The sequence below is a fragment of the Chitinophagales bacterium genome, assembly GCA_016787225.1.
Lineage (GTDB): Bacteria > Bacteroidota > Bacteroidia > Chitinophagales > JADJOU01 > CHPMRC01.
Window position 1 is genome coordinate 67,083 of sequence record JAEUUY010000011.1, and the last position, 13,714, is coordinate 80,796.

General features: G+C 36.4%; 7 protein-coding genes. All 7 read left to right on the forward strand.

Features of this window, described 5'->3' with window-relative positions; genetic code table 11:
- Positions 1-60: 60 nt before the first annotated feature.
- A complete protein-coding gene (locus tag JNL75_03430; GenBank protein ID MBL7788867.1) occupies positions 61-1,788 on the forward strand; it encodes a tetratricopeptide repeat protein in 1,728 nt (575 codons plus the stop codon).
- 15 nt (positions 1,789-1,803) lie between these two features.
- Positions 1,804-2,460 (forward strand): response regulator transcription factor, encoded by a 657-nt coding sequence (locus JNL75_03435; GenBank protein ID MBL7788868.1) that lies wholly within the window; start codon positions 1,804-1,806, stop codon positions 2,458-2,460.
- A 112-nt stretch (positions 2,461-2,572) separates the two neighbouring features.
- Positions 2,573-3,037: a hypothetical protein gene (locus JNL75_03440; protein MBL7788869.1), complete on the forward strand. Its 465-nt coding sequence runs from the start codon at positions 2,573-2,575 to the stop codon at positions 3,035-3,037.
- 67 nt (positions 3,038-3,104) lie between these two features.
- Entirely contained in the window at positions 3,105-4,883 is a 1,779-nt protein-coding gene (locus JNL75_03445) for a hypothetical protein (GenBank protein ID MBL7788870.1), read from the forward strand.
- A 380-nt stretch (positions 4,884-5,263) separates the two neighbouring features.
- Positions 5,264-9,637: a S8 family serine peptidase gene (locus JNL75_03450; protein MBL7788871.1), complete on the forward strand. Its 4,374-nt coding sequence runs from the start codon at positions 5,264-5,266 to the stop codon at positions 9,635-9,637.
- 83 nt (positions 9,638-9,720) lie between these two features.
- Positions 9,721-11,328 (forward strand): hypothetical protein, encoded by a 1,608-nt coding sequence (locus JNL75_03455; protein ID MBL7788872.1) that lies wholly within the window; start codon positions 9,721-9,723, stop codon positions 11,326-11,328.
- Positions 11,329-11,360: 32 nt separating this feature from the next.
- On the forward strand, positions 11,361-13,703 hold the full coding sequence (locus JNL75_03460) for a hypothetical protein (protein MBL7788873.1): 2,343 nt from the start codon (positions 11,361-11,363) through the stop codon (positions 13,701-13,703).
- The last annotated feature ends 11 nt before the right edge of the window (positions 13,704-13,714 follow it).

Genomic DNA, 13,714 nt, shown 5'->3' on the forward strand with positions numbered 1-13,714 from the left:
TTAACTACTCAAAAAGATACACATAGAATTAGAACTCTAAATGCTTTAGGCTTACAATGCATGGAGGCGGATCCTAGTGCGGCGTTCGGATATGCAAAAGAGGCAATGGATCAAAGTAAAAAACTTAACTATACATCTGGATATTACATTGCTATGAATATAAAAGGTGTATGTAATGATATGATGGGCAAGTATGATTCTGCTCTTTATTGTTACAATGAAGCGCTAAAAATACCTCTTCAGGGTTTTGAGGCATTTAAAGGAGGAATATATTCTAATATTGGATTGGTATATTGGAATTTAGACAATTATGTATTAGCATTGAAGAACTTTAATAAAGCAAAACAAATACTTTCAACTACTGACAAGTATGAATTTACTGCGAATGTAATCAACAATTTGGGTTTAATATATCATGATATTAAAGATTATAATCAGTCTAACGAAAACTTTGAGGAGGCTATTCAACTTAGCTTAAATAATAAAGATACCATAGGAGCAATAGGTACAGTTATTAACTTAGCTATCAATTATTTTGAAATCAATCAAAATGAAAAAGGGAAAAAATTGCTATTAACTTATTCCAAGTATGTAAATAAACTTGATGATTTTTATAAATCTGAATTCCTCGCCGCCATGGCAGCCAGCGAAATTCATACTAGTATTACTGCAAGCACAGAAGAAAAACTATTGAAAGCACTTGAACTTAAAAAGAAAATAGGACATACTTTAGGTGTAGCGAATATTAATATATCTTTGAGTGAGTTGTATAGCAAAAAAAATCAGTATCATAAATCAAATCGCTTTGCATACAATGCACTACAATATACCGAAGAACTAAGTGCACTCAAAAAAAAGGAGCAAGTATATGATATATTATTCGCCAATTATCTGGAACTAAATCAGAAAGATTCGAGCCTTAAGTATTACAATTTATATAAAACTACTATTGACACTATATTTTCAAATAGTAGGGCTAAAGCAATAGCTAAAGAACAAATCGCCTTTAAAACGTTTGAAAAAGAAAAAGAGAATCTATCACTGACGATTGAGAACACCAAGATACAAGCTAGAAATCGGTTGATAATTTTTTCTTCCATTGCCCTTTTAGGATTATCGGGAATTGCCTTTTGGATACTGTGGTATCGCAAAAAGAAAAATGCTCTTATAGAGCAGCGAGAGCTTATCCACCAAGCAGTAACCGAAACTGAATTAATCGAACGAGAACGAATAGCTCGAGATTTACACGATAGCGTAGGACAGAAACTGTCTGTAGTCAAAATGCAACTATCTTCAAAGGATACTGACATTAAGGCTGCGACATATTTATTGGACAATGCTATACAAGACGTACGAAATGTATCGCACAATTTATTACCAAGTGATTTAGATAAAGGTCTTATACCTGCCATAGAATCTATGTCTAATCAGGTTAATAGTGTTCCGAATAATCTTACCATTCATTTAAATATAAGCCCTGAAGTACGAAAGTTGTATATTGATCATCAGCACACATTACTTATCTACAGAATGATTCAGGAATTGCTACACAATGCAATAAAATATGCAGAAGCGAAAAATATTTATATCAATATGGATTGTGAAAAACTTTTATTAAAATTAGACTTATCCGATGATGGCAAGGGGTTTGATGTAGATAGTTTGACACGAAATAATGGTATTGGTATCCAAAATATCAGCGACCGAATAACCCAACTCATTGGTAGCATACAACTATCCTCAAAACTAGGGAAAGGCACACAATATCATATTACAATTCCTCTTTAAACATAATAGAACAAAATGGACTCCAAAGATACCAAGGTAAATATTCTTTTAGTGGATGACCATCAAATCGTCCTTGATGGACTTAAAAAAATGCTCAAAGACAATCCGCAATATGTAGTTGCGGGTGAGGCTATCAATGGACAACAAGCGATAGATGTTATCGCATCAAATCCAGATTATTTTCAATTGGTTGTCTCTGACATTACGATGCCGTTGATGAATGGAATAGACTTGTGTAGAGTGATTAAAACACAATATCCCTTTATTAAGGTCATCATTTTGTCAATGCACAATAGCATTGCCTTGGTCAAAGATGCTTTAGCTGCTGAAGCAGATGGTTATATGCTTAAAAATACAGGACAAGATGAATTCCTAATGGGAATAGACCGAGTAATAAACCATAGTGCATATTTTTCAAACGATATATTGCCTATTATATTAAATCACTTTCAAAATGGGAACTCCACATTAACGAAACCACTATTAACACTTAGAGAACAGGAGGTATTGGAGCTAATAGTGCAAGAACTGACTAGTAAAGAAATAGCTGACAAACTCCATATTAGCAAGCAAACTGTAGATAGTCATCGCATAAATATTATGCAAAAAACGAACTGCAAAACCTTAGTCGGTTTGATGAAATACGCTATTCAATCAGGATATATTAAGTAAATATCCATACTTATATGGATGCTCAAATCCCTAGCTATAGGGATTGACAAGGGTATGAATTGATTCTAATTTTGCCGTGTAATTTTTATCTTAACTTTAAATTTATATACAAATGAAGAAATCAACTTTTTATTCTACTTTGAGTATTGTATCGTTACTTTTTGTATTGGCTATGTCTTGCAGCAAGACAAATACAAGCACAACTTCCCCTACACCCACTGCCACTACAAAAAAATTTACTTGGAAAGAAAATAGTGATACCACTGTTCATATAGCAGATACTGCCTATCTAACTTCACAGTATAATACCATAATAGCACAGCAAAAAAGTGGAACTACTTATAAGACAATTTTTGAAATAAATCTATCGGCAAGTACTGCGGGAACATATGCTTTAAATTCTGCTAATGTCATAACCTATATAGTAAATAACAGTTATTTTATCCCTACGAGTGGCAGTGTAGTTATTACTTCTAATGCTGGCGGTAAGGCAAGTGGAACATTCCAAGGCACAGGGACTACAGCAGGCGGGGTTTCTTCAGTTACAGGAAGTTTTACTGACATTCTCGTTAAGTAATTATTCTGAACCAAAATATTTTCAAGCAAGGCATCAATTTTTATCACAGAATAAACTTACAAAAAAAATGAGAAAACTTCTTTATGTCATAGTTATTGTCCTAATGTCAATCAACTCAAGTAATGCCCAGTTTGGAAATATTCTCAAAAAGAAAAAAGACAATACAGAACATTCCTCTGACTCTACAGCACAAAAATCTAACGAAAACAGCGAATCCACCGAAAGTAAAAAGAAGTCCGGTGGAGGTTTTTTTGGAAAAGTTATGAGCAAAGTAGCTAAAGTAGCTGGAAATACCGTTATGTCTACCAGCAATATGACTGCCATAGGCGATTTAGCAGATGCGGATGTAATAGTATCGATGGGTACCAATATATATTCCAAAGATTTGGGGCTGCTATTCACCGATTTTTTGGGAGGAGAATGGATTGATAATGGTGATTTTACGATGCTACAAATTGCCTCCAAAGATGGATTTCAATTCTTCAAATACGATGGAACAATTAAAATCAATGGAAAGGAATTAAAACATGCTTCTATGGGAATCCATACAGTTACAGAGGCGCCTTCCAAGGGTAATAAGAAGATTACATTTGAAAAAAATGGAAGTATAGAGGGCAGTTTTGAGATTCCAGTTCCTGAGAAAAATATAAAACTACTCTCTATTAATGGACAAAACAAAGTTGCAAAAGTAGATTTCACCAAAGATATCACACTGGAAGTAGCGAATTACTCTACCAATGTCAATTCACTTATCCGAGTGGATATCGTAGTAACGATGATAGGTATGCGTACTTTGAGTCTTTTGGCTTATGTCAAACCCGCTGCTAAGATTACCATACCGGCAGCTGCATTTAGAAACTTAGAGAATGAAGGAAATTTCAATCTCAAAGACTGTTATCTTTCTATCAGCGACCAGCTAATGGTCAAAGCTATAAAGCCAACCGGAAAAATCCCTTCGAATCAAATGGTCATTACGGGTAGCAATGATGGAATGTGGGTAGAAGCTACAAATAGTGGTGAGGTCAGCAAAGGCATTCAGGGTATCACTAATGTGGAAAAACGCAATGCAGCCTATGCAATGCCTTTATCTTTTGCCAAAAAAATCGCAGTGGGTAGTTTATATGCTAAAGGTGAAATTTCTTATCAAACTGAGAAAGAAAAAACAGAAGAGAAAACCACTTATGATGTAAGAGATCATGCCATTTATAAAGAAACAACCAAAACCAAAACTAGAGAAACGAGAGATGTGCAATTTCCTCCAATACCAAATTCATATTTGGATGAAATATTAGCCAATGTATATACTAAAATGTCTTCTGTATTGTCCGAAGTTAATAGTTCTACAATCCTACCACCTAATGCAATACCGAGTGCAGCAAGTTTTGGACGAAGTCAACCATTTATGTATGAAAATGAAAATAACAACAGTGAGTACTTAAGAGCATATCAAAATTTAGGACCTGTACGAAAATTATCTACCGTATTCAACATGCACTACGGCGTAGAATCACTTCTAAAAGACGTTCAGGCTGACGCTTTTCTTAAGGTGTCTTTAATATCCAAACTCTATCCCCAAGGGAGCAAATCAGTTATGAATACCTATATGGAGATTGAACTTTTAGGTGCTCCTAATGGCAGCTTTCGTTCTTTTGCAGGTAACACGAAATACTTTACCATGCGCCTAGATGGTATAAACTATGAGTTAAAGAAAGATCAACAAGTTGATTTTGCAAAAGTTTTTCAAGTAGATTATTTTGTCAGTCAATTCAAAGAAAAACTCAAAGAACTCCAAGCCAAAGAGCGAGCTATAGGCGATTATGAAACCTATTGGAATTTGCAAAAGTAATAGCTAAACAATTCTTAATTTCATTTTTAGTATCATTATAAATTTCTAATTTATCTCATTCGATTGTTGATTAAAACCCCTGGTATGAAGTAATTCCATATATGCTGAAATATAAGTTTTGACTTTCCATGTAATTTAAACACTATATAAACCTTGATTTACGCTTATAATTTCCCTTAGCTTTTAATTCTTAACCTATTTAATTCAAAATTGGACTTTTTGATTTACTTCTCGGAATATGAGTTAAATAATGGCTACCTTGAAGAGCAAATAAGTCAAAATGGCCTAAATCACCACCCACTACAAATTCACTACATAGTTTTTTTATACTCTAAGACGAGCTAGTTTTGTAATCAATAATTACATTAAACTAGAATCGTATGAGACATTTTATTCTTTACTGCTTAGTCATAGTTTTGAGTTACTATGCACAAGGACAAAATCAAATAGAAAAAAAGGAAGTACCCCATATTCAGCGAATAAAATTTCACAAAACTTTGTCAAGTATTCAATATGAATACTTCAAAGATAAGGGAGTTTGCTTTTTAGAATATATGGGTCGACAAACGTATCTCGTGGATGACCCTCAACATATACTAGATGAGTACACTTCATTAATTGCAAATATCAGTTCCGTGCAACCTCATGAAAAATTTATACGCTTTAGTCCTTCAAAATATCGCTCCCGATACGAGAATTTTATCGTTAAAATCTATAGTTCGAGAAAAATTTCAGACTTAAATGCAATATTATCTACATACAAAATTTTAGAAATTGATAGTCTCGCTCATACCATAACAATTAGAGCTAATGAAAATGAAATTCTAGAATTGGCAAATCAAAATTCAGTACAATATATAGAAGCGGACGATATGGTATCTGCACCAGATGGTTTACTAGACCTTGGTAATAAACGCTCCACTTCTATTTCATTGAATGCTAATTATGGCATGCAATTCAATGGGACAGGAATTAACGTGGGTATTCAAGATGATGGCAATGTCAATGACCATGTCGATTTTCACAATAGATTATTGAAGAATGTCAAAGATAATAATGGCGCTCATGCCGATTTGTGTTCTGGCTCAATAGCTGCAGCAGGCAATCGAGACCCTCTAGGTATGGGAGCTGCATGGGGCGCAAATTTGCATGTGTTTAAGCAGAGTGGCTATCCACTTTTTACCAATTCTACGATAGCTCAATTATATACTGATGATAGTATTTATATTACGAGTACCTCTTATAGTCAGATTTGTAATGAGGGGTATAAAACTATTAGTGCCAATATCGATGCACAAATTCGCTCTCGAACATCCCTTATGCACGTTATATCCGCAGGGAACGATGGAGATAAAAACTGTGGGTATGGTGCAGGAAATAATTGGGGAACGATAACTGGAGGGCACAAGGCTGCCAAAAATTGTCTCACGGTAGGGAGTGTCAATTCTTACGATGCAATGAGCGGTTTTAGCAGTCGAGGACCTGCTAAAGATGGACGTTTGAAACCAGAAGTTTGCGCCGATGGGGAACAAGTCTATACCACAGGAAATAGGGATAACTACAATCTAGCCAAAGGCACCTCGCAATCTGCTCCTGGGGTAGCGGGAGCTTTGGCTCAACTGTACCATGCCTATAAATCCAAGACAGGGAATAATGCGCCATCAGCCCTTATCAAAGCAGCTATAATGAATGGCTGTGAAGATCTGCACAACAATGGTCCAGATTTCCGCACGGGATACGGTAGAATAAATGTATGGCGCTCTTGGCGAATGATCGATAACAATTCTTATTTCACGAGTAGTATTGGTCAGGGAGATTCTAATATTCACACGATTACACTTCCTGCCAATGCTAAATCGTTGCGAATAATGCTGTATTATCATGACAGGGAAGCCTCACCCAATGCTGCTAAAGACTTGGTCAATGACCTCAACATGCGGGTGGTTCATAGCATAGGAACCTTAAATCCATGGGTGCTTAATCATTCGCCTAATCCTGCTACAATAGACAATCCAGCGGTAAGAGGCATCGATTCGATGAACAATCACGAGCAAGTAACCTTAAATGATCCACCATCTGGAAATTATCAAATCATCGTCAAAGGACATGACATCCCGATGGGGAACCAACCTTATGTGGTTATCTACGAAGTACAAATGGATGAGGTGCGATTGATTTTTCCTGCTGGAGGCGAGGCCATGGCTCCGGGTTCTGAGCACACATTTCGATGGGATGCATCGCACAATTCAGGTAGTTTTCATCTGGAAATTTCTAACTCAACAGGGACTAGCTGGACTACTATCAGTAATAACATAGCAGGAGATAAGCGATGGTACAATTATACTATTCCAGCAGGAGTATCATATAGCGGTTTATACAAATGTAGAATTTCTAGAAATGGGGTCGCAGATACGAGCAATTCTTTCTCTATAATTCATAGACCAGAAAATATCCGACTCGATTGGGTATGTGCAGACTCTGCTAAATTCTGTTGGGACACTGTCGCCAATGTCAGCCAATACAAAGTATATAAGCTCGGCACAAAATATATGGATTCTCTTTCTGTTACAGGGAATAGTTTTTTTGTAGCTAAAAACCTTAATCCGAACAACGAAGATTGGTTTAGTGCACAATCTATGGGAGCTAATAACGCATTTAGTCGCCGAGGGTATGCTGTAGAGAAAGAACGAGGAATGTTTAACTGTGCATCTCAAGTAGATCTAAAATTAGCAGCAGTCATAAGTCCTGAAGGTAGTATTTCTAGCTGTATCAAACGAGATAGTTTAAAACTAGTTTTGAAAATTATAAATAATGGAATGGCCGTTAACTCGGTTCCTGTATCCTATTATCTAAATAAAAACCCTATAGCTAGAGATACTATCAACCAAACATTACAGATGAATTCAGAATATATCATCACACTCACTAAGACGATAGCTGCTAAGTCCACAGGAATTGACTCAATGATGATATACCTCGCTCATCCTGCCGATGCCTATAGAGCCAATGATACCCTATATTTTCTTTGGAATAATGTAGCGGCGTATAGTGTGTCTATTCCTTTTGTAGAAGAGTTTGATAGCTATGCCGATGCAGATACTGCTTTCGATTGTAACATAGATCATATCCTGCCAGCTCCCTGGTACAATGACCTCAATCCTGCCCAAGACGATATGGATTGGCGAATAAGGAGTGGAGCTACTCCGTCCACAGAATCAGGACCCAACGGTGATACTACTTCAGCCTCAGCTAATGGAAAATACGCTTTTGTACAATCAGGAAATTGTGAAGATTTTGTAGCCAAACTCAATCTGGGGTGCATCAATCTCGATACAGCACAAAATCCTTATCTTACATATTTCTATTCTATGAATGGAAACAATATGGGCGAACACCGGGTAGAAATTTTCGGAAATGGAAAATGGAATTTTGATACTGTAAATCGCAAAGTTGGATATCAAGGATCTGCTTGGAAACAACACCGAATTGATTTGACTCCATACAAAGGGCAGAAAATTATGCTCCGATGGACTGCCAAAGTAAAAGGGGAGTTGGGGTCAGATATCGCTATTGATAGAATAAGCATTCGAGATAGTATTTATCGAGATACCCTAACCCTCAATCGCAATCCTCTAGCTGGAGGCACAGTATCAGGAAATGGTATCTATACTAGAAGTTCGAGCGTTACAGTTTCAGCTATTGCCAATCCCAATTATACTTTTATCAAGTGGACAGAAAACGGTAATCCTGTAAGCACCAATGCTAGCTATACATTTACGATTAGTGGAAATAGAACATTGGTGGCAAATTTCACTCAAATTATGGACACTATTCTCACATCAGCAAGCCCAAGCATAGGAGGCAGCACAGCGGGTAGTGGTACTTTGGCAAGAGGCGCGAACGCAACGGTAACAGCTACCGCTAATGCAGGTTATACCTTTACCAACTGGACGGAAAATGGAAATCCTGTTAGCACTAATGCTAGCTATACATTTACGATTAGTGGAAATAGAAATTTAGTAGCAAACTTCACTCAGAATGTCGTAAATTATATGGTAACGACAGCATCTAGCCCTAGTAACGGCGGTACAACAACAGGAAGTGGCAGTTTTGCAAATGGCGCTAGCGTTACAGTAAATGCTACTGCTAATGCAGGCTATACATTTGCTAACTGGTCAGAAAATGGAATCATAGTATCCACAAATGCCTCTTTCACTTTTACCATTGTCACTAATCGCAATTTGGTTGCTAACTTTATACAGAATGTTGTGAACTATACTGTCGCTTTGTCTGCTAATCCAATTCAAGGAGGCACTATGATAGGAACGGGTTCTTACAATAGTGGCACTACCGTAACTATTCAAGCAACACCAAATGCTGGCTATGTATTTCAAAATTGGACAGAAAATGGAACGGTAATGAGTACCAATTCTTCGTATTCCTTTGTTCTCAATAATAACAGAACTCTTGTCGCAAATTTCAGAGCCAACACAAATTCTATTTCATCTGTTGCAATAAATAAATTAGAATTATATCCTAACCCTGCACAATCTATTGTCCAAGTAAATTCGCAAATGCCTATAAAGTCAATATCCATCCATGATGTACTAGGCAAAAAGCTAAAAGAAATCTTATTAGATAAACAACTATTACTTTATAGCATAAATATTGACGATTTGAGTAAGGGCATATACTTAGTTTGCATTAATACAGAAGAAGGAAGCATCCAAACAAAGTTAATCGTTGAAAAATAAATCGAAAAACAACTCACGACAAATTCACTACAAGGTTTATTTTTGAGCTAGAATGATGGTAAATTTGTAACCAGTAATTGAGCATGAAAAAAGAGTTAGAATTTTTTAATCAGTATTATCTTCCTATCTATCGAGATATGGTTAAGGCGAAGGACAATGTAGTCAATAAATTAACTAGCGAGAAAGATAAAACAAAAAAAACTATTTTAAATCTTGTACAGTTCATTATAGACTTCCGTGCGAATATTAGACAAAATTATGATGAAAAATATGGTACACTGGGCAAGGAACTTAAAGCACAAAAACTAGAACTTCTTTACGGCCATTTTGTACTCTACTATATTCAACACCTAACTAATGAGAAGGCTGCATTTGCCATGGGAGAAGCTCTTAAACTTGGAGAAAAATATAAAGATATCGACCTTATCTACAACTGTCACCTCCGATTTGCTCAGATTTATTATTTATTGAATGTGCGGGACAAAGCCATTCATCATTTAAATGCTATCGATGACAAATTATGCCTAGGCAAATTTGAAATGGAAGCTCTTTTGGTCAATAAATATTCACAACTCATGCGTTTTCACTACTTAAATGAAAAAAATGATGAAGCAATAGCATGTGAGTTGTTTGCAAAGAAATTAATCGAAAAGTCAAAATTTTCTTTTCATGTTACCTTAAACTTTTATAGTCATCAAGCGGATTTTCATGGAATACTAAAAAAGGAGGAAGGATTACTGAATTTGAAAAGAGAAATTAAAAAGCTGTATAAGCTTCCTCTTTACAAAGACGGAACAAAAATGTCAGCACTCCATTTTTACTCTAATGCAATTACAAACTTTACAATAAAAAATAATTTATCCAAAGCCGAAATAGATAAATGGAGTCATGAACAACTTTATATATTTTCAGAGCTAGAAAAAGTTTACCAAAATCCGCTTCATATTAATACGCAGTATTTGCAACAAGCTACATTGCATTATAACTTAGGTCATTATAAAGAAGCTATTACATATCTAGCGAAAGCGTTTAGATTTTTCTCTACCTATTTGGATAATACCAATTATCTCTATTTACATTATACTGCGGCAAAGATTTATTCTGCTATGTCAAAAGATAATCAGAATTTAGACGGGCTGTATAAGATTACTAGACACTGGGATAAAGCATTGGATATATCGCAAAAACAAAAATCAGAGCAATTAAAAACTCGTGTAGAAAAATTGACAAAAGAACATGAACTAGAAAAAGAAAAAATCAAAGCTTCTCAACTTCAAAAAGAACTCAAAATGACTTCTCTACATCTTCAAGAAAAAATAAATACTCTCGATGAATTGAAAAAATATGTCAACTCATTGAAGAAAACAGATTATCAAATGGGAAAATTGATTCTAACAATTTCCAACAAAATAGAATCTATCAAAGTGAGTGAAGAAGAGCGCTCTGTGCTCATGCATAAAATCGACAATAGCGATGTGGACTTTGCAAGAAAACTAGCAGAAAAGCATCCGAGTCTCTCTGCATTGGAAGTGAGGATGTGTGGACTATTCAAAACAGGGATGAATAATAAAGAACTCTCTAAGCTTTTTGGACTATCCGATAGAAGCTATGAACAACACCGATATAGAATAAAAAAGAAAATGAATTTATCTGCCGACGATGGCCTAGTCGAGCATTTAAATAATTTATAAATAAATTATGTAATCACTTAAATCAACGTCTTATGAACAGATCCATTTTAAAACTACTTATAGTTTTACTCACTTTTCACGGCTTTATTTTATTAAAAGCACAAGCTCCTAATAAAATAAATTATCAAGGTATAGCCCGCAATGCTGATGGTACACCTCTGGCAAATAAGCCTTTGGCGCTGCGCTTGAGCATAATAGATGGAAGTCCTGCTGGAAGTGTCGTCTATTCGGAAGTACATAGTCAAACTACAAATGCTTTCGGATTATATTCAATCGGTATCGGCACAGGCTCTGTAGCTTCTGGAAGTATGACTACTATCAACTGGGCAAGCGGGGACAAATTTCTCAAAATAGAAATGGACCCTAACGGAGGTAGTGCCTTTGTAGAAATGGGAACCTCTCAACTATTGAGTGTTCCCCTCGCCCTCTATGCTAATTCTGCCAACACCGCCAATACTGCTACATCAGCTACCAATGCTGTGAATGCAACGAATGCTACAAATGCCACTAACGCAACTACAGCAACAACTGCCAATGCTTTAGCTCCATCAGCTATTATCAATCAAAATCAAATCTCTGGCACTGGCGCAGCGACTGGTCAAGTCTTAAAATGGGACGGTAGTAAATGGACTCCAAAAAATGATAGCCTAGGTATAGGTGGCAGCGGAGATAACTGGGGTGCACAAACAGTATCCACAGACGCTTCATTAACTGGGAATGGAACATCAAGCAATCCACTTAAGCTAGCTCAGCAAGGGGCTAATTCTGGTCAATCACTTAAGTGGAATGGCACAACTTGGCTTCCTTCTAATGATAATGTATTTGATGGTGATAGCTCTACTATGAATGAGATACAGACAATCAGTCGTAGCAATGATACTATATATCTCACCAACGGAGGATTCGTGAAACTACCTGCTGGCGGAGGGGCTCAAATAATTTCTCGCACCAATGGCACAATAAACTTATCCAATGGTGGAGGCTTCATCAATCTGCCTGATTCATCCTCAATCAATGAGTTGCAAACAATAAGTCTGGTCAATGATACCTTAAAATTAAATCAAGGGGGAGGCAATGTAAGTTTGGTCAATGCAAATCGGTTTAGCTGGACAAAAGCAGGTACGGCCATCATTAAACCCACACTAAGCGATGATCAATATATAACTGGAAAATTAGGGATTGGGAATTTTAGTGGGACCAATCCAAGTGCCAATCTACATGTTTTTGGTACTGGGATATTTGGAGTCAACAATAGAGTGGCAGCCAATAACAGCTTAGCAATAGGATCTGGAGATACCGTAACGGGGGATTATAGTATAGCATTAGGGTCTTCTCATACTCTATCGGCTACACAATCCATCGTAATAGGAAACAGTGATACACTTACCAGCAATAGCAGCTTAGTAGTAGGAACTCAAAATAAGGCAACTGGACAAACTTCGATTGTATCAGGGTATAGAAACAAATCATATGGTGCCGAAGCTAGTGTTTTTGGTGCATACAATGAAGTGCCTTCATGGGTTAGCACTAGCTTTGTTGCTGGCGAAGGCAATAAACCAAAAGTGTCCTACGAGTCCATTCTTGGTACCTACTCTACAGACTACACTCAAACTTATACTAACACTGATAGATTGTTTAATATAGGAAATGGAACAAATGCTACTACACGATCCGATGCATTGACCTTGCTAAAAAATGGAAATTTAGGACTTGGTACATCAACTCCGAGTTCCAAATTGCATCTTCAAGGCAATGGAATTATCAAGCAAAATATGGTTAGTTTCGATTCTATAGCTTCGTTAAGTATAAGTTCACAAGACAATGAAACCAATGGAATTGAATTGACTAGAAACTATGGAAACGCTACACAATCTCTTCGATGGCGAATCTCAAAATACGGCAATGAGGGAGCAAATAATTCTGGGAGTGATTTTATTATTCAACGCTATGAAAGTAATGGAGGAGATTTTGGAGGAAGTAATACTCCATTTGGCATTAGTAGAAGTACTGGCTGGGTAACGATGTATGATGCACAAATTTTGGATACCTTACATACAGGCTCTGTCAATGTAACCAATGCAGTCAATCTGCAAAATGCCAATCTATATATGAAGGTCAATTCTTATACTACCTCTGCGACTATGCCCATACAAAGCTATTGTGCCATTCTTACGGGCTCTACGGCTAGTCAAACCTTGACTTTACCTACTACGCCAGCTACAGGAAGACTAGCGACTATTGTCAATCATAGCACACAATCGTGGAATATCAACCCTAGTTATACGATAAGCTCTAGCGCCACATCCAATGTCCTTAATAGTGGGGCAACTATACAGCTCATCTATGATGGCACTGTCTGGAGAAAAATGAATTAGTTACCTATAAA